This is a genomic window from Microcoleus sp. B3-D2 (assembly GCF_036705345.1).
Taxonomy (GTDB): domain Bacteria; phylum Cyanobacteriota; class Cyanobacteriia; order Cyanobacteriales; family Microcoleaceae; genus Microcoleus.
In genome coordinates, this window is the sequence record NZ_JAUBUG010000011.1 from 1 (window position 1) to 19,110 (window position 19,110).

The following is a 19,110-nucleotide window of genomic DNA, read 5'->3' on the forward strand; positions in this document are numbered from 1 at the left end:
GGCAGGTTTTTTTTCATAATTGCTATATTCTACTTTCCAGGATCACACTTGTCAATACCCACCACCTGAATCCTTACGATGAGTGTAAGGAAAGAGAGAATCACAAAGGAAGGAACTAGGGAGGCAATCAGGAAGTAAGGAATCAAGAAGTAAGGAGGGAAGAGGGAAGAGGCAAGAGGGAAGAGGGAAAAGAAAAAATGAAAAAGGGAAAATGAAAAAGTAAGCTGTTAGGTATCTAACTTACACTGCTGAAATTAAGTAAAAAGAAAGAGTTTTCTTTCTGGCTTCTTCCTTATTCCGTCTTCCTTCTTCCCTCTTCCTTCTTCCTTCTTCCCTCTTCCTTCTTCCTTCTTCCTTCTTCCTTCTTCCTTCCTTAAGGCACAATCAAAACTGCACAAGGAGACAGATTGATCACCCGATTGGTAACGCTGTCAAACGCCCCCTCATCGGTTAAACCCATCCCCCGACAGCCCATCACAATCAAATCGGCCCCAATTTCGTCAGCCACATCGCAAATCGTGAAAGCAGGTTTGCCTTCCCGTTCGATGATTTCAGCTTCAATTCCCTGCTGGGAAAACATCGATTGGGCCTCAGAAAGAAGTTTGGCGACGGCTTCGGGGGAAGTCATCACCTCTCGCGCCGGGGCGCCGGCCTCCTCGGCTGGGGGCTCGACTACCGAGAGAATAACTAAGCGAGAGGCGTAGGTTTTCACGATATTGACCACCTTTTCGGCAGCTTCGCGGGCTTCTCGGCTTTGATCTACAGGAAATAAGACAGTCTTGAACATACTGCGCATCTCCGGGACGCGGACTCCGATAAAATGTTTACGTTGAGCCAATCAGTGCCGTTTGTTTCATCTTCCGTTTTTTGTACGGACGCGGTTGAATGCGTCCGAGGCCCAAGTGCAAGTGACCAGTGCCGCCATTTCAACGGAATTCCACAAAAACACACATATTAGGAGGTTAATCCTGTGACAAAAAAAACTGTAGCAAATTTATCGGCATCGGACTTATCGGGCAAACGGGTACTGGTGCGGGCGGACTTTAACGTGCCGCTCGACAACGGCAATATCACCGATGATACTCGCATCCGGGCGGCTCTGCCGACAATTCAAGATTTAGCGTCCAAGGGTGCTAAGGTCATTTTGTGCAGCCACTTCGGCCGTCCCAAGGGTGTGACGGAGAAGTTGCGCTTGACACCGGTTGCTAAACGGCTGTCGGAATTGTTGGGTAAAGAAGTCAAAAAGACTGATGACTGCATCGGCGATGAAGTCGCTGCTACAGTCGCCGCGATGCAAGATGGCGATGTGGTTTTGCTAGAAAATGTGCGCTTCTACCCAGAGGAGGAGGCAAACGACCCGGAATTTGCTAAGAATTTAGCTTCTGTGGCCGATTTGTATGTCAACGATGCTTTTGGTACGGCTCACCGGGCTCACGCTTCTACAGAGGGCGTTACTAAGTATCTGAGTCCTTCTGTGGCTGGGTTTTTGATGGAGAAGGAACTGCAATATCTCGGCAGTGCGATCGACAATCCTCAGCGTCCTTTAGCTGCTATTATCGGCGGTTCTAAGGTTTCCAGCAAGATTGGAGTCATTGAAAAACTGCTCGAAAAGTGCGACAAACTGCTGTTGGGCGGTGGCATGGTTTTCACCTTCTACAAAGCTCGCGGTTTGAGCGTTGGCAAGTCTTTGGTGGAAGAGGACAAGCTGGAATTGGCTAAGTCTTTGGAAGCTAAGGCGAAGGAACGGGGAGTTACTTTTCTGTTACCTACTGATGTGGTAGTTGCTGACAAGTTTGCTGCTGATGCTAACACTCAAACTGTCTCTGTTGAAAGCATCCCCGACGGTTGGATGGGTTTGGATATTGGCCCCGATTCTGTGAAAACTTTCCAAGATGCTTTGGCCGATTGCAAAACTGTAATCTGGAACGGGCCGATGGGCGTGTTTGAGATGGAGAAGTTTGCTGTGGGAACTGAAGGAATCGCTCATTCTTTGGCTGGACTTACTAAAACTGGTACTACCACAATTATCGGTGGTGGTGACTCGGTGGCGGCTGTGGAACAGTTGAATTTAGGTGAACAAATGAGCCACATTTCTACTGGTGGCGGTGCTAGTTTGGAGCTGCTCGAAGGTAAGGAATTGCCTGGTGTTGCTGCTTTAGATGAAGCTTAATTAAGTTAAGTAGGGCGGGCAAAGCCCGCCTTGCTGGAAGCAGGTATAAATCCTTGGCTGCGAATCATGTTTTTGAAGATTGACCGCAGAGGGCGCAGAGAATGCAGAGCAAGAGAAAAGAGAGAAGGAGAAAGGATATAGGTTTAAAGCCTACAGTTTGCTAGTATAATTTGTTTGAAGTAGCAGTGAGGTTTGTTTGTGAAACTTAAACTCTTGGCAACTGTAACGGCCTGTTTAGCTTTGTTTGGGCTGCCAGCTCCCGTTAAAGCTCAAAATCCAGATCATGTTAGGCAATTGCTGGAAAGTAAAGAGTGCGAGGGCTGTGACTTGAGAAATGCTGATTTGTTCAAGGCTAGCTTGTACAGAGCTAATTTAAGAGGAGCGGATTTAAGCGGAGCAAATCTCTATGAAGCTAATTTGCTAGAAGCGGATTTAAGTGATGCTAATTTGGCAAATGCTAACTTAGTTAATGCCGAGATGTACGGTGCTGAATTGAATGGGGCTAATCTGCGAAATGCGGATTTGTCTAATGCTTTTTTGGGGCGAGCGAATCTGACGAGTGCGGATTTGCGCGGTGCTAAACTTTTTAATGCGAATCTTGGGGAAGCTTATCTGCTGCAAGCTAATTTGTCGAATGCCGATTTGAGGCGATCGCTGTTGTTTAGAGTTAATTTGCATCGTGCAAATTTAAGCGGAGCCGATATGTCTTTCGCCGATGTGCGCGATACTAATTTGCAGAATGCTATTTTGTCAAATACTAGGCTTCCTGGGGCTCAATTGACCGGGACAAATATTGATGCGGCGAATAACGTGCGGCAGGCAGATTTGCAACGTGCCAACTTGCGAGGTACGAATTTGGGGTCAGGGGTTTGCGTGATAACTAATTTTCCTTATTGTGTTTTCAATGTGGAATAATCTGCTTGCTGAGTGCGTCAGCCTCCATTTTTTTGGCAGCTACGGGGCTTTTTGATGCCGCCCAAAAACGGATAGAAGCCCCCGACTTTAGCCGTGGAAAGATCAAAATTTTAGACTAAAGTTCCAGCTCCCAGATGAATCTCTAGAGTAAATCTAAAATCTAAAATCTAAAATCTAAAATCTAAAATCCACTGACTGGCTGGCGCACCCTATGTTGATCTCCGAGCTAAGTTTGAGGTGGTTTGTATCCTCTTTCTAGGGCAAATCTCACAAGCTGGGCACGATTTTCTAACTGTAATTTACTGAAAATACTGCCTAAATGAGCTTGCACAGTCCGGGGGCTAATAAACAGCCGATCGCTAATTTGTTTGTTAGTATAACCCTGGATTACTTCCCAAAAAACTCTTTCCTCGGCTGGTGTTAAAGGCAAAGGTGCAGGTGCTGGCAATACTGCCACCACTTGTGGTTCCACCGCCCTGCTAGAAGTTTGAAGCAGTCGGACAATCTCGGCGTGAATGCGGTGAGAGCGTTCTAACTGCGCTTTTACCTTAGCTAAGATTTCTTCAGACTGAAAAGGTTTTACCAGATAATCGTCAGCTCCGATCGAATGACCTTCAACTTTTGACTCCAACTCGCCTTGACCCGACAAAAATATAAAGGGGACTAACTGTCCCAAACGGGTAGTTCGCAAACGGCGACAAAACTCAAACCCGTCCATTTCCGGCATCATGACATCTGAAATTACCAAATCTGGGGGGGCATTTTCAAAAATCGAGAGCGCCTCAACCCCGGAAGTAGCGCATTCCACCCGATATCCTTGACTTTCCAAGTACATTGCTAAGACTGTTTGACAGTCTGCTTCGTCGTCAACCACTAATATTCTTTCCATGACAGGCTTGCACCAATTCCAGTTGGACAGTTCTTGAAACTGCCAGTCCCAAAGTAGGAACTTAAATGAGTTTACCTGCTGCCACTTGATGAAGGCTCGCAATTTCAAGACGCCACAATTTCTCAAATATTCCAATTAGGGGCGCCGAGCGCATAAAAGGGGAAGCAGTAGAGGAATATGGGGAACAATCTCCTTCTTTGATTCGCCGATCATCAAAAGCTACAACTTTTTATGAGGTAGCGTCAACTTTTATGCAGAAAATAGAAGGTAAAAGAAAGAATTTTATCCTATTATACAGAAATCTTGGTGACACTTACACTATTCCTAGACCCGACATTGAAAGGTTTTTAGATTTTTCGGGTTCGGACACAGGTACAAAAGGGACAACGCCAGCATGTCCTGCTGCTGGGGACGGCGCGAACAAACTCGGGCCGGCAACCAACATACTTTCAATTATCGCTGCTGGTTCGGGGCGGCTGAACAGATAGCCCTGCATGATATCACACTGATGTTGTTTCAAAAAATCTAGTTCTGCTTCTGTTTCCACTCCCTCAGCAATTACAGTCATATTCAAACTGTGACCCAGTAAAATTACTGCTGTAGTAATAGCAGCATTTTGAGTATCTTCGTTGGCATTACGGACGAAAATTCGATCGATCTTTAAACTGTCAAAAGCAAATTGCTTGAGATATCCTAAAGTAGCGTAACCGGTGCCGAAGTCGTCAATAGCAATCCGAATTCCTAGAGCTTTAAGTTCGTTTAAAGTAGCGCCTGCTACTGTCGCATTTTCCACCAAAGCGCTTTCGGTCATTTCTAATTCTAAATTAGCAGGATCTAAACCTGTAGTTTCCAATATTTGCACGATTCGCGCCTTGAGTTCCGGGTCTGACAACTGTCGCGCAGACAAATTTACTGATATTGTAAAGGGCGAAAACCCTGCAGCCACCCAACTAGCGGCTTGAGCGCAAGCTGAAAGCAGTACCCACTCCCCAATCTGAATAATTAAACCTGTTTCTTCTGCTAAGGGAATAAATTCGACGGGAGAAATTATACCTCGATCGGGATTTTGCCAGCGCACTAAAGCTTCCGCGCCGATAACTTGGCCGGTAGCAATATTCACTTGTGGCTGATAGTATACCTGAAACTCACCTTGTGCCAAAGCGTGGCGCAGCAAAGCTTCGAGAGCAAACTTTTCAGGAGAGAGAGTCGTAACCTTGGTGGAGTCGTTAACTAAATCTTTGAGTCTGGCTTCTGCTTGGTGAAGCGCGACTGTCAGCGGTTGAGTAATAGTTTGCCGTTTCAAGACGCGAGAAGCAATGGCTCCCAGCAATTCAGCCTTGGTAAACGGTTTTGTCAGGTAATCGTCTGCCCCCAAATCCATCCCCCGACGAAAATCGGTTTTATCACTTTGAGCCGTGAGGAAAATAAATGGAATTGTTGCAGCTAGCGAGTTTTGCCGCAGAGTCCGCAACACGTCATAACCGTCGAGTTCCGGCATCTGCACATCGCACAAAATTAAATCGGGTATCTCCGAAAGTGCCATCTGCACCCCAGCTCGACCGTTTTCAGCCGCAATGACCCGGTAGCTGTGAGATTCCAGGAGTTGCAGAAGAGTTTCCCGGATTAATTCGTCGTCTTCAATCACCAAAATTTTGAGCATGATACTTAGATAACAGATGGCACTATATATCTGAACCTGACTAACTCTAGCATACTCAAACTAGCAAATTAATACTTCAGCTAATTAGCCAATAAATGATAAGCCAAATGGCTGAATATTTCTCCTCGGTTCTTAAGTCACAATCAAATAACTGCCCAAATAGGGAAGATTTCGATCTTTTTCAAGAGCAGAAAACTGTTGCGCCCGAATCGTTGAATAAACTTTTATTACAAAATAGCCGAGATTTCTCATAAAAAAAAATTCAGCTAACAGTTTAAGTGCGCGGATGCAGGCAATCACTTATATGATTTCCGGTTAATTATTCATAATTAGTCTGTATTTGTACTGACAACTATAGTCTTATCTCAATGGATGAATCAGGAGGCAGAGTCCTGAGCGCGCCCAAAAAAGGATACTTGCTTTCAGACAACAGTCGTGGAGAGATAAAATTTTAGATTAAGGTTCAACCTGCCAGATTCATCTGTGAAGTGAATCTAAAATCTCAACTCTCAAATCGACTAACGGAGAACTTAATTATGCTTCTCTAACCGGAAATCATATTATCCACGACCTTAATTCACGGGCTTAGTGGAATTCGCGCAAAACTTTTCATCTACAATTGCAGAATTGATAGTGACAGCGTGCATGGATGATGACGGAATTATCCGGTCTTGCGGAACTACCACGGTCTTTTTACAAACCAGCTCGCTACTGCCTACAGAGGCAAAGTTCCAAGCATAAAATTCGGGAGTGCTGACTGTCGCATTGGCCGGATGTAAACCTAGTGCAGTCACTAATACTAACCCAAAAGTCACTAAAGCTACGATCGCGAATCTCAGCATATTCTTTGTTTGAACCCGACAACTTGTCTGATTGGTATTACCTTATTATTGCCTGGGTGGATAGAGAGCGTCAATAGCAGTTATTCCGCCGTCAGGTTCAACTCGTAAGCGCTCGGCTCAGATGCTTGAGAAACTACCACGAATTCATAATAACCAGCATCATCCAGCAATCCAGACCAACTAAGCCCCTCTGCATCTTCCAGCAAAGCTCGCGCGCCCTTTGTCCGCCCCGGAGTATAAATTGACAGTAGAGTAGATTTGCGCGGTGCTTGCAAATTCACGCGCAAAGTTTGATTTTGAGCGAACCTGGCAATGTAAGCTTTCCCTTCTCCGGGTTTGAGATTGCCTGTGAGGCGTTTGCTGTTCGAGAGGCGGTCAAATTCAACGCTTTCGATAGTTGCTCCAGCTTGTAAGGCTTCGAGTTCGTCGGCGGTAATTGCTTGCCAAATTTGTCCGATCGGCAAACCAATGAGATTGCGATCGCGCGGCTGTTGTGGAAACCAATAAAAGAACCTAGCATCAGCCAAATCGTACAAAGCCCGACTGCTCAAATTCAGGTTGTTAACCTCAGTTTTCCAGCGATCGATATCTGTGGTGTCGTAACTGCCCAACCGCGCTCTAGCGTCGCTGCTGAGGTTTTCCAGCTTATCGAGCAACTCCTCGCCGATTTTCTGCCACCTTTCGCGCCATTGGCGATCTTCTTCGCCTTCTTTTAACAATCGTCCCCCCAATTCCGGGTATTTGGCATAGAAAGTCTCGTCCACAAGGTTGACGTAACCGTTATAGAATCGATCGTCAATTTTGAGCTTTACAAAGCGATCTTGCAAAGCATCTTCTTGCTGCTGCTTCGGGTTTGGAGGCTGGGGAACTTTCTGTACTTTTGATTGTAGATTTAACAAAGAATTGCCCGCCAACCAGCCAACTCCCCCCATACTTGAGAGCACCGCCACCACGAACAAAACCATTTTCCAAGCAGGCATTTTTTGCTGATTGCCAATAGCAGCAACTCGCACCGGAGTTCCCGGCAGTTTTGGCGCGGGGGCGGGCACGGGTATAGGCGAGAGATCCGGCGGCTGCGCGATCCCAAAATCCGGGGCTGGCGGCAAAGGCGGCTGTAAAGGGGGATTGCCGGAGAGAGCGAGCATTACCTCGCGAGCCGAGGAGTAACGCTGGCTCGGCTGTTGAGCAAGCATTTTATCGAGCACCAGGGACAAATTGGGAGACAGAGAACATTCCGCCCGCCAGTTCCAATTCAGCGTTTGGCTGTCGAGCAACTGATGCGGTTCCTTCCCCGTCAGCAACACCAAAACCGTGGCCGCCAGAGCGTACAAATCGCTGTGGGGAGAGACAATGCCCATCTGCATCTGTTCGACGGGAGCGTAGCCGAGCTTGCCGATGCGAGTCGCGGGGCCGGGAGCGCCGTTAGCCTCAGCGAAAAGAGACTCTACGGTGGCGGCGACTTGTTTTACTCCGCCGAAGTCGATGAGCACTGGCATTCCGTCAGAACTCCGCAGAATCAGGTTGTCGGGGGAGATGTCGCGGTGAAGCACTCCCAAAGAGTGAATGTATTCGAGCACTGGCAAAATCTGGAGCAGCAGTTGATTGATTTCTGCTTCTATGAACCGCAAACCCTGACGCTTGCGAGCGTCGAGCAGAAAGCGGTAGGTTTGGCCGGGCACGTAGTCTTGGACGAGAAATAGGTAGCCTCGATCGCTGATACTGACGCGGAAGAGTTCGCGGAAGCGGGGGATTTGATTGTGTTGCAGCTTGTAGAGCACTCCTGCTTCCCGCTCGAACAGTTCCTCGGATTTTTGTAAAGCGTAACTTCCATGTACTTGGGGCGCAAATTCTTTTAAAACGCAGGGTTCGTTAAATCGGTGGGCATCTTCAGCTAGGTAGGTGCGCCCGAAGCCTCCGTGTCCCAATTCGCGGACGATGCGGTAGTGGTTGTTGAGAGTTATGCCGGGGTAGATGGGATTGTTCATTGGAACTTGCTGCGTCGGATTTTCACGCTTGACTGAGACTAGGAGTTTTGGGCGATCGCTGAATTAATCTTGACATAGTGTGTCAGTGTTTATTAGTCGAGCGGCAGCTTGGCTATCCCCTGTGGTTATTGTGAAAACAGCGGTTTCGTGCTATTGAAGTTTATCCAGTGCGACATATTTTCGATCGACCTCAAAATGTGTTCAAATTTTTAGTGTCCAGCCCAATGTGCGATCGGGTCGCGCCGCGCTACTAATTGAATCTTGAGCGATCGAGGTGCAAAATATCCATTTTAAGGAGCCAATCATGCAGCCAGAACAGCGTCAGCGAGCAATGGGGGGGTTTGAAGAGTTTTTGAGGGCGCCGCTTGAGGAACGATTGCAACACCAGCAGAATCGAGTTGCCGAATCCGGGGCGATCGCGCTTTTCCAAAAAGTCGCGGCCACAGTACCAGCTTACCAGACTTTCCTAGCTGCACTCAACATCAATCCCGCCTCAATTCAAACCTTTGAAGAATTCCAAAAATTGCCGCTAATTACCAAAGAGAATTATTTACGCTGTCACCCGCTACCTCAGTTGTGCTATCAGGGCAAATTAGAAACTTGCGATTTCATTGCTGTTTCATCGGGTTCGACAGGAAACCCGACATTTTGGCCGCGTTTTATCAGCGACGAGTTGCAAATTGCCGCTCGTTTTGAACAAATATTTCACGACAGTTTTTACGCCGACAATCGCTCAACTTTAGCTGTCATTTGCTTTGCGTTGGGAACTTGGGTAGGCGGAATGTACACGGCGAATTGCTGCCGCTATCTAGCGAGTAAGGGCTATCCAGTTACAGTTGTGACGCCCGGGAATAATAAGACTGAAATATTCCGAGTTGTGCAGGAACTTGGGGAGCATTTCGAGCAAGTAGTATTGTTGGGATATCCGCCGTTTATCAAGGATGTGATTGATAGCGGAATTGCTGGCGGTGTGGAGTGGCAAAAATACCGAATTAAGATGGTGTTTGCCGGGGAAGTGTTTAGCGAAGAATGGCGGAGTTTGGTGAGCGATCGCACTAATTCTGACAATCTATATTACAACTCTGCGAGCCTTTACGGTACGGCAGACGCGGGCGTTTTGGGCAACGAGACACCGCTGAGCATTTGCATCCGCCGCTTTTTAGCAAAGAAGCCGGAAGCAGCACGCAATTTATTCGGGGAATCGCGGTTGCCAACGCTGGTGCAGTACGATCCGAAAAGTCGCTTTTTTGAAGTGAATAATGACGGCACGCTGTTATTTTCTGGCGACAATGGCATCCCGCTAATACGCTATCACATCTCGGATAACGGCGGTTTAATTTGTTACGAAGCAATGCTCAATTTTTTGGCTGAATGGGGATTTAACCCTGTGGCGCATTTGCAGCAAGCAGCAGCTATGAAAGTTTCTGATTTCCCCAGAGGAATTCGCTGCTTGCCCTTTGTCTATGTATTCGGGCGATCGCACTTTACCGTTTCCTATTTCGGTGCCAACATTTACCCGGAAAATGTCACCGTAGGTTTAGAAGTTCCCACCATTCGGGAATGGGTGACTGGAAAATTTGTGCTGCAAGTCAAGGAAAATCCCGATCAAAATCGGTTTTTATCGGTGGTTGTGGAATTAGCAGCGGGGGTGGAGGGCGACGCGGAGATGCAGGAGGCGATCGCATCTTCAATTCTCGCGCAATTGCGGCGGCTAAACAGCGAATTTGCTAATTACGTGCCGCCAGAATATCAGTTACCTGTGGTGACATTAACTGCGATGGGCGATGCGGAGTATTTTCCGATTGGGGTGAAGCACAGATACACGCGGCAGTAAGTAGTTTGAATTGATGAGTTATCAGTTTTCAAAACTCTTATGTTATTCTATAATTAGGGTGAGATTTGATGGTTCAGCTTAAAATATGCCAGCAAAAGACATCTACCACAATACTGTCAGAACAGCTCTAGAAAAAGACGGGTGGACGATAACAAATGATCCCTTAACTCTAGAAATTGGCGATCGTTCACTATTCGTCGATTTGGGTGCAGAAAAAATACTGGCTGCCGAAAAGCAAGGTCGCAAAATTGCTGTAGAAGTAAAAAGTTTTTTGAGTATTTCACCCGTTCATGACTTAGAAGAAGCTCTTGGACAGTATATTGTCTACGAAGATATCCTAGAGCTTTCGGAACCCGAACGTAATATCTATCTGGCTGTTCGGGAAGAAGTTTATCTAGATATTTTTTCGGAGCCACTGGGGCAACTTTTGTTACGAAAAAAAAGACTAAAACTAATTGTTTTTGATTCATCCAGGGAGATAATTATCAGATGGATAGACTAGATGAATATCGCCAAATTGTTCGCACTGTTTTAGAGAGTTATGCCAGTATTCCTAACAGTTACGGACAAGTTAAAAACAGCGTTATTGTTGATAGCGAACAAAACAATTTTTTATTGATGCACGAAGGCTGGCAAGGGCCTCAAAGAATTCACGGGTGTGTCGTCCATGTGGAAATTATCGACGGCAAAATCTGGATTCAACAAGATGGTATAGAAACGGGAATTACCCCAGAACTTGTAGAATTAGGAGTGCCTAAAGACAAGATAGTTTTAGGGTTTCATCCGTATCATGTTCGGCAACATACGGGATATGCGATCGCCTAAACGCGCTTAAATACAGGAAACTTGAAGGAAAGGACGATCGCTAAATTGTATCGGGATCAATATTTAATTCTCGCAGTTTCGCGGCCAGGCGATCGGATCGTTGAGCTTCTTGTCCGGCTCGTTGAGCCTCTTGGTCGGCTCGTTCAGTCTCCCTTTCTGCAACCTCTTCAGGAGTAGGGACAAGCTCTCCTTCTGCGGTAAAGAAACGCAATTTTCCGCCACAAATTCCGAGACTCAAATCGAGCTGCTGACTCCGCAGATGTCCGAATTCGTTCGGTGCAATTGGTTCATATTCCCCGTCAACTAAATGAAACCCAGCTAATTCTAAAGTTTCTGGGTCAAACCAAAAGTAGTCGTGAGTGCGAAAAGTATCTTGATAGAGTTGTCTTTTAAAGTTTTTGTCTATATCCGCTGTTTTGGGAGACAGGATTTCAACGATAATATTGGGGTACTTTCCCTCTTCTTCCCAAACTACCCAGCTTTTCCGAGTTTTTCGTTCAGTTCCGAGTACCACAAAAAAGTCTGGGCCTCGGAAGTCTTTCGATTTGAGTTGCTTGGGACTGTAATAAATGGTGAGGTTTCCAGCAGCATAAAAATTGTTTCTATCTCGCCACAGCCATTCTAGACAGTTGAGGAGTAGGATTATTTGTCGGAGATGCAGTTCTGTTTCCACGGGAGGTTCGTCACTGTATAAATCGCCTGAAGGAAAGATAACATTTTCTGGTATCTCTTGTTCTAGTATCTCTTGGGTAGTAGCTAATTCTGCGGTTGCGGACATGGCTGCTTGGTGAGGAGTAAGAGGTTTTGTGTCTATTTTAGCAAGCTTTTCATATCTCTGCCGAGGACGATTCTGAAAGCCCGATCGCGCTTTTTGCTCAAAAACGCGATCGAACAGCCAATAATTAGTTTTTAACTATTAGCAACTACCCTTTTATCTGCCGTCAGCTTGTCTGAGAGCCGCCAGAATTTCCGGTCGTTTCATGCGCGCGTAGCCCCGCACTTTCCTGTCTTTGCCGATCGCCTTCAACCGTCTCAGCGAAAGACTTTCGTAGTCTTCTTCTGGGGAAGGGGACGGAAACGGCAACTCTAACTGCAACTGCGGTAACTGAGGTTTCTGCTGTGCTTTCGACTGCTTCTTCGACTGTGTTTTTGACTGCTTCTTCGGCTGTACCTCGGGCTGTCTTTCTGAGTTAGTCGCTGCGGCTCCCAGTTGGGCGCGGAGCGTTTCAATTTGATTTTTCAGGTCATTTTCTACGTCTTCAATGGCCTCGGAAACAAACTGATTAATTGTTTGGACTGTGCGTTCTAATTTTATTGACAGCAGTCTTTCCAGTTCATCCAACTGTCTCAAAGCACCTTCAAGATTTACCTCAGAAATAACAGCCGATGTTGGCGGAAGGTTGCTGCTCGATTGTTCAATTTTTTTAGCCATTTTATCTACCTTTTCATGAAATGCTTTTTCCACTTGTTCGAGCAAATGCTTAATCTGTTCTATTTGGTTACGCTCAAAATTATGCTCAGTCAGGGCTTTTACGTGCTTTTTTAGCAGGTCTTCATTTTTTTTAACAGATTGTTCTATTTGTTTTGTTAGACTCTCTACCTTTTTTTGAAATGATAGCTCAAATTCTTGCAGTAGAGTCTCAATTTGTGCAGGTTTCTGAGTCGGTTGCGGAGCTAAATGTTCCATCTCTGCTTGAGCAACAGCTACCTCCTCGTCGGTCATTTCAAATACCCACGCCCACATTTGCTCGATGCCGAGTTCTTTAGCAACAATACACCAATCTGAGCCGCAAACAACTTCATATTCTTCTTCGTTGCTGTAAGCTTCTGTTCGACGTACAATTAAAGGAATCAAATTGCTGCCTTGCTCGATCAGACTTCTCCTGAGAGCTTCGCGGCGTTCGCGAGGAATTTCGCCCTTCTGAAGCTCTGGTACTGCAATTTGGGAAGTGTAAATCTGACTGTGACTAATTGGCTTAATCCGCAAATATTCAACTATTCGGTTTTGATCGGACGATCGATCCATCTTGTTACAAGTCCCCTTTTGTCATTAAAATCTGGTGTGTAGGTATTTATGGATGTTTGCACTTTACAGCCTGCGTTTTAAGGGATGCAGGACTAACCCAAGGACTCTAATTGTAAGGTGCGAGACAAACACCTTACCCAGACCGTGGTAAGTTAAAGGGTTTCTTGGGCTGAGTCTTCCCCGTCTGCGATCGAACTCGGTTATCTGGGGGAGATATGGCGTTGCTGCTGTAACTGTGTGACTGGCTGTGCGGTGACAGCCCGGGCGATGGCGTCCCGCCCCGCAAGCTACGGCAAAAGTTACTGCAATTCCTAAAAAAGCTACTGTGATGAGTTTAACTGGCTGTGGGACACCAAGGATACAGTGCTTTACTCATCTTTACTTTTTTTGGCGTCAGGGCGATCGGGCTGGCGTTGCGAGTGGCGATCGAAATTGCGATTTATACGAAAGCCAGCTTTAATATCCCCTTTATTCTTTAGTCTCAAGCGAGAGGGACGGAAGTTTGTATAGGATGGGTTTCAACCGCCGAGTCATATCGGGTTTTTCAACTTTTGTCGGGCGGGCTTTGAGCGCCCCAAAAATGCAATTGAGATGGCTGAAAGCTTATAAATATTTTTGCCACTTGTCAATAAGCTTAATCATTGTTTTCTCGCCTAACCCTTTACCTTTCATGCGTTCCAACACATTGTCAAAAGATGCAAACTGCTGCAAATCTCGCTCTTTGATGATTTGTTCTATTGTTTGAGCTTTTATGCCAGCATTTTTCAAATTTGTAGCCAATTTGAATTTATCTTGAGTGTTGAGTGCTTCCAACAGCGGAACAGGTTTTGGAATCCGACTTTCAACATCTTTAACCCTCTCTATCAACGCCTGTTTTTCCTGCGTATACTCGGCTTTCAATTCATTAATTCTGTTTTCCAATCGAGTTTCAATATTGGTCAGCCGCTGTTCAAAGCTGGAGGACGGTTGCGGAACCACACTTACAGTCGGATTCTCAGTGATTGCGGTTTTTCTGAGAATTTCAAGTTGTTCGAGGAGAATTCCTTCATTTTCTTCTTCCAGGATGAATGCTCCAATTGTCTCGCCTTTGAGAGCATCTATTTCCTTTGCTCTCGCCGCCGCGTAGTATTCAAAGTCTCCGTCTACTATTTCGTAAGCATCCATACCGTTTCGGCGGACAATTATCGGATTAATCAATCCTCCTGACTCTAAAATCAGTCTCGCTAATTTATCCAGATCCGGCTCTGCAAAATTGGAACGGGGCACTGTGGAAGTAATTCTTTTCACTGCAACCAGGGACGGAAATAATTTTTTCATGAGTATTTACCTATTTTTTCCAAAACTTCGATTGCTAGCATTTCAAATTCTTGGGATGCGATGGAATCAGGCTTAAAGTCTAGCACTGAAATGGGATCGGCGATTTCCATATTTCCCACGATTTGCATTTGTTCTGCACACTTTGCTAAATCGTCTCTCTCGTAAATTACGCTGTCCATGATTTCCAGGGCGTAGCGTTTGGGAATTGCCTCCCTCCGCTTGGGCAAACTATACTGTACAAATTTATTATTAGTTGATATCTTGCAAGGGAGGATGCCTAAAATTTCTAAAGGTTTCTTGCCGATTAGTTTTTTGAATCCGTTGACTGTTTTGATAAAATCCTTGACATTAACCAATCCTTGATTGGCAAAAGGTTTTAAGTCAGAAGGAATAATTAAATAATCCGCCGTAATCAGGGCAACTCTGGCGTAAAAATTCAAAGAGGGCGGCGTATCGATCAGTACAATATCATATTTATCCTGTGCTACTGCTAGTTTCTGAATTAAAATCAGGCGACTGTAATCTAGTTGATTGAATTCGGTTTCTTCGTGCATTAAATTGATGTGGGAAGGAATCACATCAATTTCGGGATGGCAAAAACTTGACTTGCGAGCTACTTCTGCGATCGAGTAACCATCTTCATATTGCAAAACGTGAAGAATGTTGCAATCTTTCAAATCGTCTTGTTCTTCATCCTCAAATTTAACTAAACCTGTCGCAAAGGTTGTATTTGCCTGACTGTCTAAGTCGATTACCAAGACTCTCTTACCTTTTTTGCTCAGCGCTGCCGCTAAATTGACTACAGTTGTAGTTTTGCCAACGCCGCCCTTATTGTGGTACACTGCAATGATTTTCATCGTATTTTGAGTTTTTTGGGGAACGGTTACATCTGATTTTACTTGAATATTAACTGGATAATTTTCAGGTATTTGTTCCGGTTCTGAGATTTGGCTTTGCTCCGGTTCTTCGGTGGCGGGATTGTTTGGCTGTACTGGGACTTCGGTAATTAACTCAGGACTAACAAAATTAATTTTACTATCTTCCAGTTTGGGATTATCGGGATTTTTTATAAAATTTAAACTATCTCTGCCAATTAAAGCGATAATTTCATCAATTCTAGTTTCAAGGTCTTGTCCAGCACACTTAAAGACTAGCTGAATATCATCGGCGACTCTTTGGTAAATTCTAATTTCTTTACCGTTAGTTATGAGGCCGTAGCGGATGCTCAAACTTGTTAAATAGCGATGGAGTTTTCGCCGGTGGCGGTCTAAATTTTCCTTCGGATGTTTAGCCTCCATAACTACACTCATTGGCGAGTCTGCATCGACAACTATGGGGATAACTTGGGTGGCAAATGAGAGGAAGTCTAGACGAATATTCCCAAATGCGATTTCTTGGTGCCAAGTGTCCGGCGTATAGCCTAACTTTGGTAGCAGATAGCTGACAATGAGTTTGCTTTCTACTTCGCTTTCGTTGCGACAGTTATTGGGATTGAAAGTCATTCGATTTTAGATTTTAGATTTTAGATTTTAGATTGGGAATGACTGATTTAATAATGGTACGGATTGTGAGATTGAAAGTAGGGTACGCATTCCGCACCTTACAAAGGCTACGGATTGTAATATCGAAAAACCCGGTTTTGTTTAAAAAACCGGGTTGTTTAGGGATTTATCCCGTTTCAAACTTACTTGTTTTGAGCGTTAAATTCCTGCAATGTTTGATAGCCGCCAGCCGGATCGTATAGGTGACAGTTGTCGGCAATCCGCTTCATTAAAGACCAAGAAAATTCTGTTTCGTAGAGATGATCTTGCCAATTTTCCTTTAAGCTGCTGTGGGCGAGGCGCAAATTGTACCAGGGAATAGCAGTTGAAAGGTGGTGGGGAACGTGGACGTTAATGTCGTGGCACAGAAACTCTATCCAGCGGGGATAATCGCAGTGAACTGTTCCCGATAGTTGCGCTTGGACTTCGTTCCATTCTTCGGGTTCTTTAAATGAAATGTCTGGTGCTGTGTGGTGGACGATCGTAAAAGTGCTCATCCAGAAATGGTAAACCAGCCAGGGCACCAACCAAAATTTGACAAATCCCCAAATGCCTGTTGTTGCAATTAAAATCGGGAATCCGATCGCAGCACCGATTAAAACGACAAAAACTGAAAACCGCACTTGTTCTTGCTGCTGTTTGCCTTTGAAGCGCCACCACTTAAAGTGTACTTTTGCCCAGTGGGCGATCGAGCCGATCCACCACATCCGACCGAATATTAAACTATAAGCTATTTGTAAAGGCTTGGACGCGCCAGCGTAGTCTTCTGCTGTCATCGGCTGCCAAGCATTATCCTCGCCCATTTTGTTGGTGTGCTTGTGGTGGTAATTATGTCCGTGCCGCCATGCGTGAAACGGAAAAATTAACGGCAGAAATGCGAGATGTCCGACTAAATCGTTGACCCAGCGGCGGTTAGCAAATGATCGATGACCGCAGTCGTGACCGATCACAAAAAAACCGGTTAATCCGGTGCCTGTGAAAATCCACATCAAGGGCAGTAGATACCAAGGCGATACTGCTAAGCCCCAGTAACCGACAGCAACTAACAAAACGTTGACGATTACTTTTGTCCAAGCTTTGCGGGGGTTTTTGACGAACACTTCCCGCGGCAGGGTTTTGAGAATATCTTTGAGGCGCAGGTTGGAAATGTCACTTGCGGATGTCAAATTTAGTGGTTTTTCGATCGATGCTGTCATAAATAGATTTCGATTCTCCGTATGCCATGAGGATGGCTTAACAAATTAGCGCCATAAAAAAGCGCAATAAAATGTCAGCTCGTTGCCAGCTTGTGGCAGACGAGTTGAGCAGTAGGCAAACGCGTTTTAGCAAATGCTAGCGATCGCTATCCGCAGTTAGGAATTTCTAGCACTTTTGGCAAAAAATACTGCGGGTAGCAAAACCTTTGTTTTTATAACACAGGGGAAGCACAGTTAGCATTAGCGGCTGTTGTCTGCTAATTGCTGTTGCTACCAGAAATCGGGTCGAGAGCCGGCAAGCCAGCGATCGAGCGTTGCTGTTTGAGGCTTTGCACTTGCAGCAGCAAGGAGTCGATTTCCGCTTGCAGGTGCAGGAACTTAACTTGCTGATCGGCTTGGTACGGGCACTTCACCGAATCTACTTTGCGGGCAAAACTGGTCGATCGAACCGAAGAACTAGCCATTTCGGAATTGCTAGCCTCGGTTTGAGGTCTTGAAAGAGTGGATGAACTATTTGACATCAGTAATTGTGTAGACATTTCTACTTACTCACACCATTAAGATACTTTAACCTGAACCGATCGTATTAAACATCAAATTAACCGATCGAGCTAAAATTAGTGTAAATTCTTCGGCCATTGCCTAAAACCCTTGACATCGTGACCCTGATTCTACCTACTACTGACTCTGCTGTTAACTCCGCTGCCCGCGCAGCCTCGCCGAAACGCTACGGCTGGCCGGGCTTGATCGAAGCTTATCGCCCCTACCTGCCGGTGACGGAAACCACGCCGGTAGTCACTCTCCAAGAGGGCAATACTCCCCTGATTCCAGCACCGGCGATCGCCTCTCTCATTGGTCGAGACGTGCGCGTCCTGGTGAAATACGACGGCCTCAACCCCACTGGTAGTTTCAAAGACCGGGGGATGACAATGGCGATTTCCAAGGCGAAGGAAGCTGGTGCCGAGGCAGTAATTTGCGCCAGTACCGGCAATACTTCGGCCGCCGCCGCCGCCTACGCCCGACGCGGGGGGATGCGAGCTTTCGTGTTGATTCCCGAGGGTTACGTGGCTTTGGGCAAGTTGGCGCAAGCTTTGCTTTACGGTGCGGAAGTCATTTCGATTGGCGGAAATTTCGATCGAGCCCTAGAAATTGTCCGCGAAATGGCTGTTAACTACCCCGTGACTTTGGTAAATTCGGTGAATCCTTACCGCTTGGAAGGTCAGAAAACCGGGGCTTTTGAAGTGGTGGACGCTTTAGGCGACGCCCCAGACTGGCTGTGCATTCCCGTAGGAAATGCGGGAAACATCACAGCATACTGGATGGGTTTTTGTCAATACCACCAAGCCAAAAAATGTTCGCGCCTGCCGCAGATGATGGGATTTCAAGCGGCCGGGGCTGCACCGTTGGTGACGGGAGAACCGGTGGCGCACCCGGACACCCTGGCGACGGCAATTCGGATTGGGAATCCGGCTAGCTGGAAACAGGCGATCGCAGCTTCCGAAGCCAGCCGCGGCGGTTTTGCCGCAGTCACCGACGCCGAAATTCTGGACGCTTACCGTTTGTTAGCATCGCAGGAAGGGATTTTCTGCGAACCGGCGAGTGCAGCTTCTGTGGCCGGTTTGCTGAAGGTAAAAGACCAAGTTCCGACTGGGGCGACGGTGGTTTGCGTGTTGACTGGTAACGGTTTGAAAGACCCGGATACCGCAATTAATCACAGCAACAATCTGTTTAAAAGCGGTATTGCTCCGACTTTGGATGCAGTAGCTGGGGCGATGGGATTTTAAAAAAAGGAAGAGGGAACAGGGAAATATGAAAACTCTTTGTCATCTTCTCTCTCTTCTCTTCCTCTGCGTCCTCTGCGTCCTCTGCGGTTCGTTAAAAAAATTCTTAATTCATCACCAGGAGCAAAC

At 46.1% G+C, this 19,110-nt stretch carries 19 protein-coding genes; 7 read left to right on the top strand and 12 right to left on the bottom strand.

Going from position 1 to position 19,110, the window contains the following annotated elements:
* Positions 1-240: 240 nt before the first annotated feature.
* On the bottom strand, positions 241-384 hold the full coding sequence (locus QUB14_RS06260; protein WP_333216598.1) for a hypothetical protein: 144 nt from the start codon (positions 382-384) through the stop codon (positions 241-243).
* Complete coding sequence (locus QUB14_RS06265; RefSeq protein WP_333216596.1) at positions 374-787, bottom strand: universal stress protein; 414 nt, start codon at positions 785-787, stop codon at positions 374-376. Before QUB14_RS06265 ends, QUB14_RS06260 begins: the two co-directional genes overlap by 11 nt.
* A 183-nt stretch (positions 788-970) precedes the next feature.
* Between QUB14_RS06265 and QUB14_RS06270 the strand changes: the two genes are divergently transcribed.
* A complete protein-coding gene (locus tag QUB14_RS06270; protein WP_333216594.1) occupies positions 971-2,170 on the top strand; it encodes a phosphoglycerate kinase in 1,200 nt (399 codons plus the stop codon).
* A 198-nt stretch (positions 2,171-2,368) separates the two neighbouring features.
* Entirely contained in the window at positions 2,369-3,085 is a 717-nt protein-coding gene (locus tag QUB14_RS06275) for a pentapeptide repeat-containing protein (protein ID WP_333216592.1), read from the top strand.
* 226 nt (positions 3,086-3,311) lie between these two features.
* On the opposite strand, the gene QUB14_RS06280 is transcribed toward QUB14_RS06275, so the two are convergent.
* The 4 genes from QUB14_RS06280 to QUB14_RS06295 form a co-directional block, all read right to left on the bottom strand.
* Positions 3,312-3,974, bottom strand: a complete 663-nt coding sequence (locus QUB14_RS06280) for a response regulator (RefSeq protein ID WP_333216602.1) — start codon at positions 3,972-3,974, stop codon at positions 3,312-3,314.
* Between the two features lie 313 nt (positions 3,975-4,287).
* A complete protein-coding gene (locus tag QUB14_RS06285; protein WP_333216590.1) occupies positions 4,288-5,634 on the bottom strand; it encodes an EAL domain-containing response regulator in 1,347 nt (448 codons plus the stop codon).
* A 572-nt stretch (positions 5,635-6,206) separates the two neighbouring features.
* Positions 6,207-6,476 (bottom strand): hypothetical protein, encoded by a 270-nt coding sequence (locus QUB14_RS06290; protein ID WP_333216588.1) that lies wholly within the window; start codon positions 6,474-6,476, stop codon positions 6,207-6,209.
* Between the two features lie 80 nt (positions 6,477-6,556).
* Positions 6,557-8,461 carry a serine/threonine-protein kinase gene (locus tag QUB14_RS06295; protein WP_333216586.1) on the bottom strand — a complete coding sequence of 635 codons (1,905 nt, stop codon included), beginning with the start codon at positions 8,459-8,461 and terminating at the stop codon, positions 6,557-6,559.
* 304 nt (positions 8,462-8,765) lie between these two features.
* Between QUB14_RS06295 and QUB14_RS06300 the strand changes: the two genes are divergently transcribed.
* The 3 genes from QUB14_RS06300 (at position 8,766) to QUB14_RS06310 (ending at position 11,120) form a co-directional block, all read left to right on the top strand.
* Positions 8,766-10,295 (top strand): phenylacetate--CoA ligase family protein, encoded by a 1,530-nt coding sequence (locus QUB14_RS06300; RefSeq protein ID WP_333216584.1) that lies wholly within the window; start codon positions 8,766-8,768, stop codon positions 10,293-10,295.
* An 85-nt stretch (positions 10,296-10,380) separates the two neighbouring features.
* Positions 10,381-10,797: a XisH family protein gene (locus tag QUB14_RS06305; RefSeq protein ID WP_333216582.1), complete on the top strand. Its 417-nt coding sequence runs from the start codon at positions 10,381-10,383 to the stop codon at positions 10,795-10,797.
* A complete protein-coding gene (locus tag QUB14_RS06310; protein WP_333216580.1) occupies positions 10,785-11,120 on the top strand; it encodes a XisI protein in 336 nt (111 codons plus the stop codon). The genes QUB14_RS06305 and QUB14_RS06310 overlap by 13 nt, the downstream gene beginning before the upstream one ends.
* A 40-nt stretch (positions 11,121-11,160) precedes the next feature.
* On the opposite strand, the gene QUB14_RS06315 is transcribed toward QUB14_RS06310, so the two are convergent.
* The gene (locus tag QUB14_RS06315) at positions 11,161-11,898 is read right to left on the bottom strand and encodes a Uma2 family endonuclease (protein WP_333216578.1); all 738 of its coding nucleotides are present in this window, start codon (positions 11,896-11,898) and stop codon (positions 11,161-11,163) included.
* A gap of 153 nt (positions 11,899-12,051) precedes the next feature.
* The gene (locus tag QUB14_RS06320; protein WP_333216576.1) at positions 12,052-13,146 is read right to left on the bottom strand and encodes a Rho termination factor (modular protein); all 1,095 of its coding nucleotides are present in this window, start codon (positions 13,144-13,146) and stop codon (positions 12,052-12,054) included.
* 344 nt (positions 13,147-13,490) lie between these two features.
* Between QUB14_RS06320 and QUB14_RS06325 the strand changes: the two genes are divergently transcribed.
* A complete protein-coding gene (locus QUB14_RS06325) occupies positions 13,491-13,625 on the top strand; it encodes a hypothetical protein (protein ID WP_333216573.1) in 135 nt (44 codons plus the stop codon).
* A 124-nt stretch (positions 13,626-13,749) separates the two neighbouring features.
* Here QUB14_RS06325 and QUB14_RS06330 read toward each other — a convergent pair whose 3' ends face one another.
* The 4 genes from QUB14_RS06330 to QUB14_RS06345 all read right to left on the bottom strand — a co-directional run bounded on the left by QUB14_RS06330 (position 13,750) and on the right by QUB14_RS06345 (position 17,739).
* Positions 13,750-14,463, bottom strand: a complete 714-nt coding sequence (locus QUB14_RS06330; protein WP_333216571.1) for a ParB N-terminal domain-containing protein — start codon at positions 14,461-14,463, stop codon at positions 13,750-13,752.
* A complete protein-coding gene (locus QUB14_RS06335) occupies positions 14,460-15,965 on the bottom strand; it encodes an AAA family ATPase (RefSeq protein WP_333216569.1) in 1,506 nt (501 codons plus the stop codon). Before QUB14_RS06335 ends, QUB14_RS06330 begins: the two co-directional genes overlap by 4 nt.
* Positions 15,966-16,147: 182 nt before the next feature.
* Positions 16,148-17,200, bottom strand: a complete 1,053-nt coding sequence (locus QUB14_RS06340) for a fatty acid desaturase (RefSeq protein WP_333216567.1) — start codon at positions 17,198-17,200, stop codon at positions 16,148-16,150.
* A 257-nt stretch (positions 17,201-17,457) separates the two neighbouring features.
* Positions 17,458-17,739 (bottom strand): hypothetical protein, encoded by a 282-nt coding sequence (locus QUB14_RS06345; protein ID WP_333216565.1) that lies wholly within the window; start codon positions 17,737-17,739, stop codon positions 17,458-17,460.
* A gap of 120 nt (positions 17,740-17,859) precedes the next feature.
* Here QUB14_RS06345 and thrC point away from each other — a divergent pair, with 120 nt between their 5' ends.
* Positions 17,860-18,984, top strand: coding sequence for a threonine synthase (gene thrC / locus QUB14_RS06350; protein ID WP_333297117.1), 1,125 nt, complete (start codon positions 17,860-17,862; stop codon positions 18,982-18,984).
* Positions 18,985-19,110 lie beyond the last annotated feature (126 nt).